At 29.8% G+C, this 18286-nt stretch carries 12 protein-coding genes; 2 read left to right on the forward strand and 10 right to left on the reverse strand.

All coding sequences use genetic code 11. The features are described 5' to 3' along the window. Positions 1-129 precede the first annotated feature (129 nt). Positions 130-1872 (forward strand): phosphoenolpyruvate carboxykinase, encoded by a 1743-nt coding sequence (locus tag A7L45_RS16110; protein ID WP_071613737.1) that lies wholly within the window; start codon positions 130-132, stop codon positions 1870-1872. A 57-nt stretch (positions 1873-1929) separates the two neighbouring features. On the opposite strand, the gene radA is transcribed toward A7L45_RS16110, so the two are convergent. The 7 genes from radA to A7L45_RS16145 form a co-directional block, all read right to left on the reverse strand. Beyond that, positions 1930-3312, reverse strand: a complete 1383-nt coding sequence (gene radA / locus A7L45_RS16115) for a DNA repair protein RadA (protein WP_071613738.1) — start codon at positions 3310-3312, stop codon at positions 1930-1932. A gap of 28 nt (positions 3313-3340) precedes the next feature. Then, entirely contained in the window at positions 3341-5314 is a 1974-nt protein-coding gene (locus A7L45_RS16120) for a DNA topoisomerase (protein ID WP_071615014.1), read from the reverse strand. A 123-nt stretch (positions 5315-5437) separates the two neighbouring features. Further along, positions 5438-8290, reverse strand: a complete 2853-nt coding sequence (locus tag A7L45_RS16125; protein ID WP_071613739.1) for an AAA family ATPase — start codon at positions 8288-8290, stop codon at positions 5438-5440. 12 nt (positions 8291-8302) lie between these two features. Continuing rightward, positions 8303-9679 (reverse strand): metallophosphoesterase family protein, encoded by a 1377-nt coding sequence (locus A7L45_RS16130; protein WP_084647491.1) that lies wholly within the window; start codon positions 9677-9679, stop codon positions 8303-8305. Between the two features lie 729 nt (positions 9680-10408). Next, a complete protein-coding gene (locus A7L45_RS16135; RefSeq protein ID WP_071613741.1) occupies positions 10409-11020 on the reverse strand; it encodes a GerMN domain-containing protein in 612 nt (203 codons plus the stop codon). 113 nt (positions 11021-11133) lie between these two features. Next, positions 11134-11883 (reverse strand): hypothetical protein, encoded by a 750-nt coding sequence (locus A7L45_RS16140; protein WP_071613742.1) that lies wholly within the window; start codon positions 11881-11883, stop codon positions 11134-11136. Between the two features lie 277 nt (positions 11884-12160). Beyond that, the gene (locus A7L45_RS16145; protein ID WP_071613743.1) at positions 12161-14503 is read right to left on the reverse strand and encodes a VIT and vWA domain-containing protein; all 2343 of its coding nucleotides are present in this window, start codon (positions 14501-14503) and stop codon (positions 12161-12163) included. Positions 14504-14714: 211 nt separating this feature from the next. Here A7L45_RS16145 and A7L45_RS16150 point away from each other — a divergent pair, with 211 nt between their 5' ends. Next, on the forward strand, positions 14715-15944 hold the full coding sequence (locus tag A7L45_RS16150; protein WP_071613744.1) for a 6-phosphofructokinase: 1230 nt from the start codon (positions 14715-14717) through the stop codon (positions 15942-15944). Between the two features lie 66 nt (positions 15945-16010). On the opposite strand, the gene A7L45_RS16155 is transcribed toward A7L45_RS16150, so the two are convergent. The 3 genes from A7L45_RS16155 to A7L45_RS16165 form a co-directional block, all read right to left on the reverse strand. Further along, positions 16011-16643, reverse strand: a complete 633-nt coding sequence (locus A7L45_RS16155; protein WP_071613745.1) for a hypothetical protein — start codon at positions 16641-16643, stop codon at positions 16011-16013. A gap of 129 nt (positions 16644-16772) precedes the next feature. Then, a complete protein-coding gene (locus A7L45_RS16160) occupies positions 16773-17555 on the reverse strand; it encodes a prepilin peptidase (protein WP_071613746.1) in 783 nt (260 codons plus the stop codon). A gap of 215 nt (positions 17556-17770) precedes the next feature. Continuing rightward, positions 17771-18190: a prepilin-type N-terminal cleavage/methylation domain-containing protein gene (locus A7L45_RS16165; RefSeq protein ID WP_071613747.1), complete on the reverse strand. Its 420-nt coding sequence runs from the start codon at positions 18188-18190 to the stop codon at positions 17771-17773. Positions 18191-18286 lie beyond the last annotated feature (96 nt).

Here is an 18286-nt window from a genome sequence, read left to right on the forward strand (position 1 = left end):
ATTGTCAATATATCACTTTTATAGTATTATAATATTGTATTCTAATATATATCGATGTTTATGATAATTTTCATCAATATATATTTCAATTATCAAAATAATTACGTAATCATACGTGGAGGTGTCAACTTGAGAAAAGAATTTTCCCTAAGTAATGATAAAGTAATGATAAATTTTACTGCAAAATATTGTAATACTCCTGTTAAATTATTAGAAAGTGTTGGATTCAGAAGAGTTTTTAACGCTTATCTCAAGAAAATCAAAAAGAAGAAATCAAATATATACAAATATTTGATAGAAAACACACACACAGAAACTGAGGATTTAGATATTTTAATAATACATTTGTTTAAACTCCTATCAGTACTAAATGCAAATGAAATTGTAGATTTAAATACTAAATATAGTTCTCTTATAAACAATAAAAGTACTTTTATAGATTTCGTAGAAGACTTCTACAGTTTTTGGAGAAAACTTGAAAGATATACTGTAATTCACAACAATAAAATAAATGAAGGTATAGAAAAAACAAGTTTTGTTGAAGCTAACAATGGTTTTTCAATGCTTATACTTGATTTATATAGAAAAATCGAAGAAAATGTTGTTGGTTATAAACCTAAAGTTTACAGACAATTACCAGCAGGTGGTAATGCTGGTTTAATTGTTAATACTATAAATTGGCCAATGCCTTTAGGATATGAACAATTGAAAAACATTCCATTTATTGATGCAATAATTCTAGATTTACCTTATATAAGTTACCCTAAAAAGAATACACGTGATGGGATTTTTGACGAATGTTTTGAAAACCCATTAAAAAATTGTACTATAACCCCAGACCATTGGTTTTGTTATCCAGCTAAGGTAGGTACACTCCTTGCATTCATTTATGTTCATAGAGATTTTATGGCTCATGCAATAACCCTTTGTAACTTATTCGAAATGGCAAAAGAAAAAGAGTACAGAGATATTAAACCAGATATAGTTTTTGTTTTCGGTGCCAAAGATCCTGCCCTTGATGTCAAAACAGTATTTTATGACGATAAGGAAAATGATATTATGCTTGGATATATAAATTATGGTGACGAAATAGATTACTTTGGATATGTAAAAAAGATGGCATTAACACTTCATAATTTAATAATGATTAAGCGAGGTTCACTACCAATTCATGGTGCGATGGTACACATTATTATGAATAATGGTAACAGTGCTAATGTTGTTATTATGGGTGATAGCGGTGCTGGTAAATCTGAAAGTTTAGAAGCTTTTAGAAGTTTAAGTGAAGATTATATAAGCGATATGACCATAGTATTTGATGATATGGGTTACTTAACTTTAAAAGAAGATTCAAAACCACTAGCCTTTGGAACTGAAATAGGAGCATTCGTAAGACTTGATGATCTAGATGCAGGTTATGCTTTTAAAGAAATAGATAGAAGCATATTTATGAATCCTGATAAGATTAACGCAAGACTTGTTATGCCAGTAGCAAGCTATAAAGATATTATTAAGGGTTACCCTATAGATTTATTCCTTTATGCAAATAATTATGAAGAAGTAAAAAATGGTATGGAAGAAATTAGTTTCTTTACAAATACAAAAGATGCAATTGATGTTTGTAAAAGAGGCGCTAGAATGGCAAAAGGTACTACAACCGAATTAGGTCTTGTAACATCTTATTTTGCAAATCCATTTGGACCTGTACAAAAACAAGAGCTAGTAAATGTTCTTATTGATAAATATTTTGAGGACCTTTTCAAAACAGGAGTAAAAGTTGGACAAATTAGAACATCCCTTGGAGTTAAAGGACAAGAAAAAGATGGTCCTAAAAAGGCTGCTAAGAAATTATTTGAATTAATTATAAAATAAATAATATGTGAAAAGGCCACTGAAATTTATGTGAATATTTCAGTGACCTTTTCGTTATTATTTGAATTCTTTTGTTATAACATCTGTTAGTTTTTTACATGGTATAATCTTTAAGTTCTTAAATTTAACCCCCGCTTTTAAACAATTCTGAGGTATGTATGCCTTTTTAAATCCCATTCTGTCTACTTCTTTTAATCTTTGTTCTAGAGATGGGACTTTTTTTAATTCACCGGTTAAACCGAGTTCTCCAATAAATACTGTATCTGTAGCTATTCCGTGGTTTAGCGATGAGGATGCTATGCTCATAACTACAGCAAGATTGACCGATGTTTCAGTTAGTTTAAGACCGCCTGTTGCTTTTATAATAACGTTCTTATCATAAAGCCCTATTCCTCCCCTTTCTTCAAGAATAGAAATAAGGGTTCCCAGTTGTTCCTTCCTTGCAAAACACTCACTTAGCCTGCTTGGGTAAGGAGTAAAAGATTTAGATACAAGGCTTTCTATTTCTATAACAATGGGTCTTGTTCCATCCTTTATAACCGCTAAAGCACTTCCTGGAACTAACTCATCTCTTTTGGTCATAAAAAACTCAGAAGGGTCAGTAATCTCTTCCATTCCTACGTCCGAAAGCCTAAACATGCCACTTTCTTCCGTATTTCCAAAACGATTTTTCTTACTTACCAAGTGTTTTAGTTCTTCTCCATCTTCTCCTTCAAGATATAATACAGTGTCTACTAAATGCTCAAGTATTCGTGGTCCTGCCATCTCATCGGCCTTTGTCATTTGGCCAACCAAAAAAACAGCTCTTGGTCTATCAGGATTTTTAGCTATATTCTTTAAAGCTGTTGCGCATTCAATTACTTGAGTAGGTGAACCTGCCCTAGAACTTGAATATTCGTCCAAAGTAAATGTTTGAATACTATCAAGTATTATTAAATCTGCATCGACTGTTTCTATATGTTGTATTATTTCATCTAACTTTGTATCCGAAACAACCCAAAAGTTATCGGCTATTTCTTTTACTGTTCGGTCAGCTCTATTTTTAATTTGACTTTTACTTTCCTCTCCAGATGCATATAAAATTTTATATTCTTTCAATGAAAGTGAATTTGCGAGTTGCAGCAAAAGTGTAGACTTTCCAGCCCCTGGTGGAGCCGATATAATAGTAACACTATCTCTAACTATTCCTCCACCCATAACTCTATCAAACTCTGAGACTCCAGTAATTATTCTATCACTGTTAGATTGAAGAACTGCCTTTAGTTTTGTAGGTTTAGTTGCAGCTACCAAACTATTTAAAGTATTTTGTTTAGCAGAAGTCGCCTTAACAAGTTTCTCTTCATATGAATTCCAGGCACCACAATCACTACATTTACCCATCCATTTTGGAGCATGTGACCCACACTCTTTACAAACATAGATTATTTTATCTTTTGCCAATTAGAGCCATCTCCCTTTAATTGTCATATTAGTAAAATTCACTTGCCATATCAAATTTGCTCTTAAGCCTCAATCCATTATTTAGTTGAAGTACTCTATCAGTATTTTTAACTATATAATTTTCAAGTTTATCCATGTATATATCACCCGGTATTTCACTTTGAGTAACCATTGTTAATCCTTTTTCCCAACTAGCCGTTAATTCTGGATTTAAAAGAGTAGGGATAGAATTTTTAACTACATCGAAGATAATTTCTCCAAGTAGTGTAGGCATAACCACTTGAGTTTTATTATTAGATTTAATATATTCTATTTTTTCAAGCTTTGTTAAAATTCCTGAGCGCGTGGCACTTGTACCAATACCAGAGCCTTTTATATGCTCTCTTAGCTCTTCATCTTCAATAAGTTTACCTGCATTTTCCATGGCTATAATTATCGAACCTGTAGTAAACCTTTTAGGAGGTGAAGTCTTACCTTCTTTAACTACTAATTCCTTAAGTGTCACCGTCTGTCCTTTTTTTAGCAGACTTAAAAATTTCATATTTGTACTTTCTCTATCATTGCTTTCATTATCAGGTTTTAAAACTTCTAAGTAACCAAGTTCGACACAAACCTTATCTGACGTAAAAAATCTTTCCTTATTTATCTTTGTTATAACAGAAACTTTGTTGTACACAGCCGGTGGATAAAATATTGCGAGAAACCGTCTTAGCACTAAATTATACACTTTCTTTTCCATTTCTTTTAATGATGAATAATTTTGAAGTCCTTCACCTGTTGGAATAATAGCATAATGATCTGTTACCTTGCTATCATCAACATACTTTGTTTTAGCAATACCACTATACCATTTTTTTTCTATAATATTCTTAGCTATATTATTAATCTCTGTATTTCCATTTAATTTCATTAATTTTTTTATATTTTGATCTATTTCTTTAGATATCGCTGTAGACAATACCCTAGCATCCGTTCTTGGATATGTAAGCATTTTTTTCTCATATAAAGCTTGAATTAGGCTAAGAGTTTGCTCTGGATTTATTTTAAATTTCTTAGAACATTCATTTTGCATTTCTGCTAAATTAAAAAGTAATGGTGCATTTTTATTTTCTTTTTTCTTAGAAATATTTTCAACCAAAACATTATTATCAATACTAGAATCTCTTAGCTCTCCTATTAAGTTTTCGGCATCTTCCTGGGTCTTAAATCCACCCTCGTTATATAGAATAGGTGATTCAAAATACTTTGAACCCTCTACAGCCTTCCATTCTCCATCATAATTACAGTCCTCGCTTACATTAAAGCTTCCAATAATTCTATAAAAAGGAGTAACTGTAAACTCTCGAACTTCTCTTTCCCTTTGGACAACCATCCCAAGAACACAGGACATTACTCGTCCAACAGCGATAACTATATAACTTTTTCCAAGATAAGTGCTTACAGTCTTTCCATAGACTAAACTTAGAAGTCTTGAGAAATTAATTCCCATTAAATAATCCTCTTTTGCTCTTAAATAAGCCGCTTCTGATAAATTATCATATGCGCTTAAATCCTTAGCTTCTTTAACACCTCGAATAATCTCCGCTTCTGTTTGTGAATCTATCCACACTCTTCGTTTTTGCTTATCAGGACACCCAGCCATTTCATCTACCAATCTGTAAATGTACTCGCCTTCTCTTCCTGAATCTGTACAAACATATATTCTATCAATATCTTCGCGAAGTAATTGACTTTTGACTATATTAAATTGTTTTTTAACTCCTTCTATAACTTCATATTTATATGATTTAGGCAAAAATGGCAACGTATTTAAAGACCATTTTTTAAGTTTTATATCATATTTTTCAGGATAACTCATTGTAACAAGATGTCCCACACACCATGTTACTACAGCTTTGTCAGACTCTATAAATCCATCTGACTTTCTACCATTTATTTTTAATGCTTTGGCAAACTCCGCAGCAACACTTGGTTTTTCTGTAATAAATAACGCCTTACTAATAACTACCACTTCACTTTCCATTTAATTGCAATAATAACCCTGTTATAAATGCCTCTAATAATTGCTTTTAGCAATCTATTATACCATTTCTATGCCCCTATCTCAAAGAAATTTAAATCTACCTTATAGTTCTTTAAGGTATTCTTTTAAATTCTCACCTGAACTTTTTGTAAATTTACCCTTTTCTAATTTAAAGTATAAAACATTAGAAGATTTCGCCATTATTACCTCTACTAGAGTTGCATGACAAGTAAGGACAAAAATTTGATTTGTTTTTGATAATTCTACTAAAGCTTTAACTGTATTTTTTGTATGTGCTATATCAAAGTTAACAAAGGAATCGTCAAAAATCACTGGCAACCTTGGTTTAATTTCTTTTATTCTACTTATACGAACTGCCAAAAATAATTGCTCTTTTGTGCCACGACTTAACTCTTTTGAACTTTCCTTTATACTCTCATCCGATAATTTTGTTTTAAAGTCTCCCTGCATTAAATCATCTTGCGGCATAATATCTTTATATTCACCAGATGTTATTTCACTTAAGATATTACTAGCTCCTTTTAATAACTTATCCTTGGTGTTTTCTAAAAATCTTTCTCTGATTTTCTCTAAAAATAAGGCTGCCGTACTATAAACGGCATACTTCTCTGCAAGTGGCCTTAGCTTACCTCTTGCTTCTATAATATCTTTCTCATACTGCAATAACATCTCATCTGAATTTAAAGCCACAACCTCATCTTTTAATGTCTGTTTTTCATTTTTTAAAATATCCAGTTCCCTAATTAATTCTTTATTTTCATTGCTTGAAACTTTATAATCATAATTAATCTCATCAATGCTAATATACTGATTATATAACTCTTGAAGGATAATTAATAAATTTTGATTTTCATTATCAGTTTGTAAAGCATCATGCCTTACATTATGTAGTATATCTTTTATACGACCGCTCTTTACTGATTGCAACAATTTTTCTTGTATAATTTTAAATTCATCTTGCCGTTTTCTATATCTTTTATACTTTTCACCATGATTAATATACTTTTCTATATCTGAAATTATATTTTCTGTATCCTTTTTACAAAGAAAATCTAATATTTCCTTCTCTAATATTTTAAGCTTTGAAAAACTCATATCAGCTTTATCTAAAAGAATCAAATTTTTATATAAGGTTTCTATTTTTAATAATAAGTCACTACAAATACTTTCTATATTGTCTAAACATATTTTTGGTAAACTTATTCCCTCTAAGCTTTTAATATTAAAAAAAGTAAATTTATTAATTATATTGTCAATGTTATTTAAAGTTTCACAAAGGTCATCAAACTGATCCATTAATTTTTTCTTTAATAGATAATACTCAAATATCTCATCCTTTAAATAAACTACTGTTTTAAAATAATCTTTGATCCCATCAACTGACACTTGCTCGTCAAGTTTAAGAATATCCCTATACTCATCCATTATGTTGTTTAGCTCTTTTAGGTTTGCATCTACCTTTTTTATTTCCTGGGAATTATTTTTAGAATTTATTATTATGTTATCAATCTGCGTTTTAATTTCTGCATTTCTAGCCATAATTAATTTCCTATTAGAATAATTTATAAACAAATATAGTGCTGTACCTAACGCTCCACTTATTATTATTGAGCACCCAAGCATCTTATCTATAAAAAATAGTACTAACCCTATAATCATAAATAGCATTGTGATATACAAATATTTTTTCATATAGGTTATAGCATCTCGAGGGACTATTTGTTTTTCTAAAACATCTCTGTGTATTTTTGCGTCTTCTATTTTTTTATCAAGATTTATTTTATCACCCTTTATCTTTTTATACTTTTCAATGTTTTGATTCAAAATATGCTGTTGCATCTCATCACAACAAACTTTTGTAACATCATCAAATTTAATCCAATTATCGTTAGCTTTTTTTATCTTATTCATTATCGTTCCAGTTTTTTCATAGTATTCAGTTTTAACACAAATAAGATTCTTACTTATCTCTTTAATTCCTGATATTCCATTATAATAGCTAATAATTAATCTTTTATTTTCCATTAAAATTACCTTAACAAGTTTTTCCTTGGATGTTTCCCTTTGGAATTCATAATTATCGTTATTATACTTCTCTAATTCTTTAATATATTGAATTTTTAAGTTTTCTGCTCCTTCTATATTATATTCTTTTACATAATCAGGTCCAAAAGAATATGTTTGAATTTCTGTTACAAGATTCTCCTTTTTTTCATTAAGCTCATAATTATGCTTTATAAGTTCTAATTTAATTATATTATTATCACTTTCAAGAAGCTGCTTTTCCTTTGAAATTATATTATCCTCAAGGCGTAACAAATTATTTTTTTTTTGCATATAAGCTGTTAACAGAAGATTGGATCTTTTTCTTCCCTCTAAACCTTTTCTAATATTCTCCTCAAATGGTTTAAACATTTTAGTAGCAGGATTTCCCCTAGTTCCGCCAATAACATTAGCCTTTTGTCTTAATTCTTTAGCAACCCCGGGAATCTTAACAATATGTTTAAAACCAGCCCCTAGAAGCATTGATTGTAAATTACTATCTTCCTTATCCGAACTCTTATTTAGCTCATCAAGACTTATTGTAAACAATTCTTTGTAGGTTCCCTTATCTATATCATATAATCCTTTATTGTAAACTTTAACCTCAGCATTTTTGTAAACTACCTCTGGATTACTAAACCCTTTTAAGAGTACATTTACTTCTTCTCCATTATCTGAACTTAAATCACATCTTACATCATATTGGAATTTAGGCGGTGGTAACTCGCTACCTTTTGAAAACCCAAAAGGTATATTTCTAAGTATTTGCATCAAGGTGGTTTTACCAGACCTATTTGCCCCACCAATAACTATAATTCCATTACCCAATTCTTCTAATTTCTCGCCTTGAAATACTCCGAAATCCCTAATATCTAGCTGTGTTATTTTCAAATTATCACCACCCTACATTATTTCCAAAACCTCTGTTAATTTTTCGATAAGTAGTTCTCTAGCTTGTGATATAATATCCGAAATCGTTTCTTCATCAAAATCGAATTTATCGGCCTCTATATTTTCCGTAAATATTTGCTTCTTCCAAATTGATCCCCAATTTTTCACAAGTTCATTCTTAAACTCAGAATCCGTAGTATATAATCCAATCACCTCTTCTAAATCATTAAAAATAGAATTTTGTAATTTAAGCTCTTCAAAGTTTTGAACCATCGATGTCCTAAATATTATAGAATCTACCCATATAAAATACTTCTGCGAACTTATTTCTTCATTTATATTTTCTAAAAACTGTTTATAATCATCCTCTGTCATATTAGTTATCTTATTATGCATATCGGTCTTTCCTCTTATAACCAATCGAATAATATATCCTCTAAAATCATCTAATAATTCCACATTCGATGATTTTACTCCAATAGAAATTTCAGGAAATTCATATGATAAACTACTTAGTTCATCATTAATAACTAGGAGCAAATCACTATAATTTTGTATCTTTTTATCATCTTCTATTGTTATCTCTACCTTCTTATACACAACTGTTGATATGGGTAAAAACTCCATATGCACAACCTCTTTTTTGTTTACTTCGACGAAATAAACTCCGCCCACTCCCTGCTCGCCCATATCACGACCTTGTGGAATTCCTGGAAAAGCTATGATAGGTTTAGTATCATTTATAATACTTTGTTTATGAATATGTCCTAATGCCCAGTAATCAATATTGGGAACCGCCTTAAGCTCATTTAAAGTACAAGGAATATAATTTTTATTATCTCCCTCTAATGCAGTGTGTAACATCGCAATATTAAAAACATCATTATCTAATAAATAATTTTCGTAAGATTTTTCTTTTTCGGATCGATGTTTATAGGATTTTCCTATGATTTTTGCAATAACTTTATCTTCTTTATATACCTCGAAAACTTCTGTTTTTTCAGAACTTATGATATGTAAGCTAGGAGGCAAAGCAAACAATTCCTCATCACCATTCATAACATCATGATTACCGTAAATTACATACACGCTTATATTTTTTTGACCTAAATGTGCACATTGATCTATAAAAATTTTATTTCCTCTTACCGACCTTAAATGACTGTCATAAACATCTCCACAAATTAATATAAAATCCACCTTTAATGAAATAGCTCTGAGGCAAATTCTTTCGAAGCCATCATATACAGCACCTTTACACAATTCTTGTAATTTTTCTTGTGGTTTTCCATTTATATTAAGAAATGATCCTAAATGTAAGTCTGCAACATGAATAAATCGAAATGTTCCACTCATTATCTCTCCACCACCTATTATATATTTTACCATAAAAATCAAAACTAAATATAATTACAATTCCTTAAAGACGAAAAAAAGCTAGTCTTTTAACTAGTTATTATTTTATAAGACCTAATAGTATAATAAATTAAAAAGAGCATACAATAATGTTAGTAGATGATTTAAAATGGTTGAGCCTAGAGTGCTTGTAGGCTGAAATAGCTTTAGAGTGTTCGGCCAAAGGTGTATATGAGATCTGCTAAGGTTTTTTATATGCCGGCGGGAAGATTATTATGGGTTCTTAACAGCTGTATATGTGCCTAACTGTATATATATGGTTCTCCCGGATGTGTAATATTCGAGCTAAGATAATATGGGTCTCCGCAGGTTTTATTAAGACACATGAAAATTAACTAGCATTGTTTTTAACTATTTATATTGATGTCATCTTTATAAAACTAGGGGTTTTTCTTGGTCGAGAGATTATTTTTAGCTCCCAAGGGGTTCCATATTGTCGAGCAAAGATGTATGCATGTGCTGTAACGCTTGTATGTTGTCGAAAGATATAATATGGGTGTGTAAGTATGTGTATGGGTTGTAGTGAAGATCATTTTAGGTTGTCAAAAAATCCCTAGGGTAAAAGGCAAGTTTTTAGGTACATAAAAATAAACAACAAAACAAATAGACTAGCATATTATTTTGTTATTTATTTAATTGTACCTAATATAAAACTTGCCTTTAACATTTTATAAAAACTATAGTATTGTTACCTACTTTATATTATTTCATCATTTCTTTATTTTCACTCATAGGTTCACTAACATCAGATTGACCACCGATAGTCTTAACCTTTTCTCCATTAAGAAGAAACTGAACTTTTGTAATTCCTAAATCCTTATCTAAAACCAATGTATTAACTATTGAAAATAAAGCCATTTGTTCTCCTGCTGATCCCTTTACCTTTAGTTCCGATTTCAAATTAACATAAGCTATTTTTTCTTTGATTTGCACATCTGACACTTGAAGATTCTTAGGCAATGTTGCATATGTTTTTGCTGTACTGCCACTTTTAGTAGCTGGTCCCTTTACTAATTCCTCTACAATTGACTTAGCTGTAGGTGACGTTATGGTTCTTTTTTCTGAGGCAAAGTACATAGCTTGGTCATCACTAAAATACAATACGACATCTCTACTTTTTATGTCTTCATTTTTAACTGCTGGTGTAACTGTAGGCGCCACTGTAGATGCTGCTGGTTTTTCTACTTTAGTTGCAACTGTTGATTTCTCTTTTACTTCACTTTTTGTGCTAGTGTCTTTTACCTCAGTTTTTCCACAAGCGGCTAATGCAAAGACAACTACACCACATAATATTACTGAAAGAAATTTTTTCATTTTTGTCACCTTCCTATTAAAGTATTGTATAATTTTGTTAAAGATAATTCAAAATTTTATTATCAATTATTACTAGATTATATCATATATTATAAAATAAAGTAGTTATCTTTCTAATAGTTAAGTTTTCCAAATTGTACATACCACTTAGAATACTTATTACCTATGTCATCTCTATAAGTTCCCTTATTATCCTTAACCATAACTGTTGCTCTTTTGTTAATTTTATATATGAAACCATTATATTTATTACCATCATTTAGAAAACTTACCTTTTGTCCTATTTTTAATCCATATTCTTGTGATATTATTTCCTTTTGACTTGGCAATTGATGAACAACATCTGTATGATAAAACATATTGTGAACCATAGTTTTAAACCTAATCTTTTTGCAACTAGATTCTTTGTAAAGATGTAGCTCAATTAAATGGCATAATTCATGTTCAAACACTATTTGAAATGCCTCTAATGAATCTTTTGTTTTAATTCCCGATACAATCTTATCTCTTTCTACCTTATAATACTGAAAAAAGAATTTTATGCCCATCCTAATTTCATATGTTTCTTCTGATTCTTCTAATAGTTTTATTTTCCTACTATATATGGTTTTTCCTGCTGCTGACGTCATTCTTGTAGATAATGAAAATTTTAAAGTCCCCTTAAAGTTTCTTCTAAAATAAAAATTAAAGAATTCTTCATCATATAAATGGAATAAAATTTTAAGGTCATCATTTGACATACATTGTATATCACCTGTTTTCACATTTTTAGATTTACTAATGAACATATTTCTTATATTATTTCTTTTTATAATTATTTCTGAGTCATAATATTTTAAATCTTTTATACCTTCAATTATCATTACCCTACTTCCTTATACTAAGCTACCTTAAAATAAACAATATGTATTTTTGCTATTTTCTTTTCAGCTTCTTTATTTTTTTATTGAATCATCTCCTGCGGAGCTGCAACAGCTTCGCAGAAGCTGCATTGATGACTTCAGAAGGAAATTTATAATCCAACTTAAGTTTTTTATTTGTAAATATATAACTTCCACTTATAGAAGTTGGAGACTTTCCTTCTGAAATGTCATTAATACTAAGACAAAAATCCCACATATAGATGTAGGATTTTCATATTTAAATGTTTTTTAAGATTGTTGTATTAATTATAAAATCAAGTGTATTCTTATACTGATTAGATACTGAATTTAATCCTTCAATTTCTAACTTTAACCCATTAACAAATTCTTTTTGAATCTCATCTACATTAACATTTTGATATTGAAATTTTTCTTCAATTTCTTGAATTTTCTTTTCAATATTTTCTTTGTGGAAAGATAATGCTACATCTTTTTTTATAGACAATTTAAAAACTAACAATAAACTTAGATAATCTTGTTTCTTTAAATTTAATTCATCATTTAAATTTATGTCAATATTTTGTAATGTTTTATTTAAAAATTCTAAGGATTTATTTAATTGATTCTTATATATTTTTATGTCTCCGCTGCCTATCATAAATGCTAATATTGTCTTTATAGTATATTTTATATTATTTCCTAAAGTGTCTTTAGCATTTATACCAAAGGCACCGCTAGCAAACTGATTAGAAGCTAAAAGTCTGAGTAACTCATTTCTATTATAGTTTTCATATTTATCATGGTTATCTTCTTGTTTTGAAACATCTTTATAATAAAATGATGTTGATTCAGAATCCTCATCTAAATCATCATAAAAGGATTCCAATCTTTTCGTTGTTTTAACAGGCAAAATCTCTCTTATTCTTATGCCTACTATTGGGTCTTCCATTTCCTCATAAAGAATAAACGCGGTTTCTTTGCATATTATACCGACCTTTTTAGAGATTTCAACAATCTTATTATTCATTGCTTCTTGAAGTTCTCCTCGTTCATATTTAACTCTATGTTGAAGTGATTCTATTCGTTTTTTGTACCACATTTTTTCAATTAGATTAACATTCTCCTCAAGTTCTAAATCATTCAAGAAAATTACTCTCTGAATTCTATTTTTGCCTACTTTTCCTTTTAATATTACAACTCCGCCCACTTCTCCATTAACCTTCGCAAAAATAGAAAATGGCTCCTTATCATACATATATTCAATAGTTCTTGGGAATGTTGTTTCAACTTTCATTTTACCCCAATCTATTTCAATATCAGTAACTATCGGATTTTTAATTCTATTAAATTGTTTAAGTACTATATCTTCAATTCTCTCATCAGGATTTATAACTTCTGCAGCGCCATAACTAATTCTAGCTAATTTGTTAATAAAATAGCTATTTACTGAAGTATTTATCCCAAAAGGGAATATTCTACTTTCCTTAATATTATCTTCTACAAAATTCAATATTTCTTTTTCATCGTAAACTACATCGTCTGTAAATAAAAATATTATATTTTCCACTTTATCATCTTTATCAAGGAGAGCATATTTTATTGCGTCAAAAATAGCTGCACCATTTTCAGCGGAAAGTTCTTTAATCCATTTACTAGCGGTACTCAAATTTTCTTCATTAAATTCAACCTTTATTTCTTTAGAAAAATAATGAAGTTTATCTCCAAACGCAACAATATTAAATGTATCTCCTACTGCTAAATTTCTTAAACATAGTTGAAGAGCATTTTTACCCTCTGTTAACTTGTCTCCACCCATTGATTCTGATATATCTAGAAGAAAAATATAATTTTCTCCAGAGGTTATTTGATCTATTTCAATCTCTGGAATGAATCTTAGATATAAAATCCCTTTATCCTCTCTCGGATATTCATATATCATTCCGGTAGTTTCTACCTTCTCTTGCTCTTCTAGTATTATTTCTAAATCTTCATCCATTCTTTGATTTTGTCCATCAAGTGTCACTTTATATAAATTATTTTCTTCATATTCAACCTTTAATTTATGAGAAGAACACTTAAATTCTAATTTTGTTAAAGATTCTACTAATAAACTCAAAGTGAATTTGTAATCATCATTTTTATTAATGATTCCATTCTCTCTAGAAAGATTTATTGGAGTTATTATCGTCGGAATAATTAATTTCAAATTTCTATTTTCATAACTAAGTTCCTCTATATATGATACTTTTATTTGAACAACTTCATTAGAGATTATCTTACCAATAACTATTCTAATTATATTATCTCTAAATTCCTCGAGCAAAAAAGTATTATTATCATTATTTTTAAAATTTTCATATATTTTATTTGCTTCCTCTTTATCTTGTATCAATCCCTTTATTGTCCTCCCGCCGAGCACTGCCTCAAAGCCCGATATAACAGCTCCATCTGGAACCGGGAAAGTATAAATTGCTTCAACATCATTGCTTCCTTTGTTCTCATATACATGGTCGATAGTATACTCAGCAAATTCCCCACACAAATTTCCTTTTATATTAACTTCTTTTAAAATTATGTTATTCTTATGTCCCTCTTTATGGTTTATATTATTGATTGGCATTATATCCCTCCTGATTTTATATAACAAAAACTTAACAGAAATTTTAAAATATCATAGATATATTTTATCATTAATATTATAATTAGTCTTTGAATTTATACAATATTTTTATTTTCAAATGATATTCTTGTTATTTGTTTTTATCTACCTTATAATAATTAATGGATATGTTAATTATTATAATTAAATACTTTTAAAGGAGAAATCTTATATGAAAAATTGTATAGTGGCACAATCAGGTGGTCCAACGTCCGTAATTAATGCTAGTGCTATAGGCATTCTTGAGTCAAACATTAACTCTCATTATTATGATAACGTGTATGCCGGAATAAATGGGATTCAAGGTATTCTAAACAAACATATTGTAAACCTATCTGACATTAATTACGATGAAGTTAAAGGATTAAAGTATACTCCCTCTTCAGGTCTTGGTTCGTGTAGGTATAAGTTAAAATCATTTGAAGAAAACAATGAAGAATATATAAAAATTTTTGAAATATTAGAAGAATACGAAATTAAAACTTTCTTTTATATAGGTGGAAACGATTCTCAAGATACTGTGCATAAATTTAGTATTTATGCAAATAAGCACAATAAAGATGTAAAATTTATTGGCATACCAAAAACTATAGATAATGACCTACCAATTATGGACCATACACCAGGTTTTGGAAGTGCAGCTAAACTAATTGCCACATCAGTTCTTGAGAACTTCCTAGATGCCAGTGTATATTCCCCAAAAGGAGTCTTCATACTTGAAACTATGGGACGCGATACTGGTTGGCTTGCGGCAAGTGCTTGCATAGCAACTATTAACGGTAATCCTGTTGTAGATTTCATATATTTACCAGAAATTGCTTTCAGTCCTGATAAATTTATAGAAGATGTAGCTAAAAAACTCACTCAAAAAAATCATGTTTTTGTGGTAGTATCTGAAGGAATCCGTACTAAAGAAGGTAAATTTATAGGTGAAGCGGAAGGCACCAGTCATGACAAATTTGGACACACTCAGTTAGGTGGAGTATGTGGCTTCCTTAAAAATTTAATTTTAAACACCAATACTGCAGAGAAAGTTAGAGTTTTAGAACTCTCCACACTTCAACGTTGCTCTATGCACTGTGCTTCTCAAACAGATATAGATGAAGCCTTTGAAGTAGGAAAATCCGCAGCGCAGTACTCTATTCACGGAGTTAGCGGAAACATGATAGGTATAAGAAGGCTGTCAAATGCCCCTTATACTTCAGAAACTTTTGCACTTGAAACTTCAAAAGTTGCAAACAAAATTAAATACTTCCCTAAGGAATGGATAAACGAAGAAGGTAACAATGTAACTCGCGATGCTTATGAGTACACACTTCCATTGATTATGGGCGAACCAAAAATAACAATAGAAAACGGTCTTCCAAAATACACGTTTTTAGATGAAGCCTTTAAATTATAGATAAAAATGGATCCAAATAATAAAACTCTATGAAGTATTTTCATAGAGTTTTATTATTTATTATGGTTATGAATTCTCATTACCATATTTGAAATAAATTAATGAGTTTAAAAATCTTTGGTATTTACTAATTTCAGAACTAACTTCACGTCCAGGAAAAAACACCATCGAAATAACTTCCCATAAAAATACCCATCCACCTATGTTAAATCCTTGTTGTATGGTTCCAAGTATTATATTTTTATCGCCACTTGAGCCTAAAAAAACAGATACACCTAATAGACTAAGGGCTATTAGTACATACTTAAATATCTTATGATAATTATTCTTTAGTATTTTAATTTCTTGATGTAAATAAAAGGAGTAGTAAGTTTTAATTCCTGCAATTAATGATTCTTCTCGGCTTATGTCTTTTCCACCTTTGGGTAAATAAAAACATATATCTACTCCGTATTTTTCCGGAATTTCTTCAAAACAGTTTTCAAGAAAAATCACTAAATCCGGATCCATATCTCTTTTTCTAAACGGGGCATTATCCCAGTCATTAAATATATCAGTATACTTATCTATCCCTACCTGTATAACGTAATTTCCTGTAGTAGGATTTCGTTCATAAATCTTTTGAAGATAATCACTCCGCTTTGGCTTAATATATCTTCTCTTAAGCTTAGTTTTAATTCTGTGCAATATATTGTGCATTTTATCAACCCTTCATAACTAATTCTGTTATGTCTTATTATACAACTTATAATTAAATTAGCCAATATAGACATTCATGGTAACCTATCAATTACTCTAGCTATTTGAGCGAGTCTAAAAGATTCCATGTTAATATTTATAAAATGTATCTAGGTACCAATTTAAAATTTTATCTCCCCAAATTATCATAAACAAAGTAGCCATTATAATAGATGGACCAAATGCCATTTCAGATCTACCATTTTTCTTTTTAACCTTCAATAAGTAAACACCAATTACTCCTCCAATTATAAAAGAAAAAAATATCATAACAAACGTTAGCTTAAATCCTAAAAACAGTCCACAAAGACCACAAATTTCTACATCTCCCCAACCCATGCCCTCTGTTCCTAAAATAAGTTTTGATATTAAAATAATAAAAATTATGATACCTGCACCCAGTAAACCCCCATATATATAGTCAATTACTGGTTCTCCAAGATATAAATTCACTCCTAGAGAAATGATACCTACAGCTATTGCGAGCCATGTAGTCGTGGCATAAACCTCCATAGTATCGTAATCTATCATAGCTATAACTATTAAAAATGGTATAAGTATTAAATATTTTACAAGGTAAATACTATATCCATATTGAAAATAAGTTAAAATAAAAAGTACAGCTGTGATAAGTTCTACCAATGCGTATCTTATAGATATCTTCTCTCCACAGTTCCTACATTTACCCTTTAAAAATATCCAACTAATTACCGGTATTAGATCATAACGCTTTATTTTTTTTCCACATGATGTGCAGTGAGAAGGTGGATATGATATACTTTCTCCTCTTGGTATCCTATATATACATACATTCAAAAAACTTCCTATTAATAGTCCTAATATAAAAATATATATTCCTATGATACTTTCCATTGATGTAACCCCCTTAAATTTGAACTTTATATTTAAATACAAGTTTCTAACTCTATTGTATTTATTACCATTATAACTTTACCATATATATGCAAATAAAAGCATTAAAAAGATTAAATGTCCAAAGTTATAATAACTTTAGACATTTAGATTATTCAGTTTCAGTCGTAGTTTTCGACAAGAGTTTTCGACAAGTGACAGTCACCACTATAAGTTTATTTATTCCCGTATCCAGTCTCAGGCGTAGGATACAACTGAACGTCTCCAACTGAAACCTCAACATTATCATCAGTTGCAATTTTTACGGAAAACGTACCATTAGCAACTGCCTTAACAGCCGGTGATACTTGCATATATGCTTTTATTTCATTACCTACAGGAGTTGGACTTTCATAAGTTGCTTTAGTTATACTATCTTTAGCAATAAGTGCATATGTGGCATCAGCAATAACTTTTGCACTAGCGATATCTGCCTTTACCTTAGCATCCTTTAGTACCCCACTAAACTTAGGCACCGTAATTACTGCTAAAATCCCAATTATTGAGATTACAATTATAAGCTCAATTAAGGTAAATCCTTTTCTTTTAATTTTATTCGTCTTGTTTTTGGGAATCCGCTTTAAAATATTTGACATAAAAATACTCCTCCTTACAACAATTGATTTATCTCAATTATTGCCAAGAAAGAGTAAGTTGTATTCAGTTTATAAAAATGATTATTTAAAGTTACC

This window comes from Clostridium estertheticum subsp. estertheticum (assembly GCF_001877035.1).
GTDB classification, from domain to species: Bacteria; Bacillota; Clostridia; order Clostridiales; family Clostridiaceae; genus Clostridium_AD; species Clostridium_AD estertheticum.

Coding starts and splice junctions, on each gene's coding strand:
- A7L45_RS16145 (WP_071613743.1), bottom strand. CDS start 14,503: ATGCCAATCAATAATATAAACCATAAAGAGGGACATAAGAATAACATA.
- A7L45_RS16140 (WP_071613742.1), bottom strand. CDS start 11,883: ATGATAATTGAAGGTATAAAAGATTTAAAATATTATGACTCAGAAATA.
- A7L45_RS16160 (WP_071613746.1), bottom strand. CDS start 17,555: ATGGAAAGTATCATAGGAATATATATTTTTATATTAGGACTATTAATA.
- A7L45_RS16165 (WP_071613747.1), bottom strand. CDS start 18,190: ATGTCAAATATTTTAAAGCGGATTCCCAAAAACAAGACGAATAAAATT.
- A7L45_RS16150 (WP_071613744.1), top strand. CDS start 14,715: ATGAAAAATTGTATAGTGGCACAATCAGGTGGTCCAACGTCCGTAATT.
- A7L45_RS16155 (WP_071613745.1), bottom strand. CDS start 16,643: ATGCACAATATATTGCACAGAATTAAAACTAAGCTTAAGAGAAGATAT.
- A7L45_RS16135 (WP_071613741.1), bottom strand. CDS start 11,020: ATGAAAAAATTTCTTTCAGTAATATTATGTGGTGTAGTTGTCTTTGCA.
- A7L45_RS16130 (WP_084647491.1), bottom strand. CDS start 9,679: ATGGTAAAATATATAATAGGTGGTGGAGAGATAATGAGTGGAACATTT.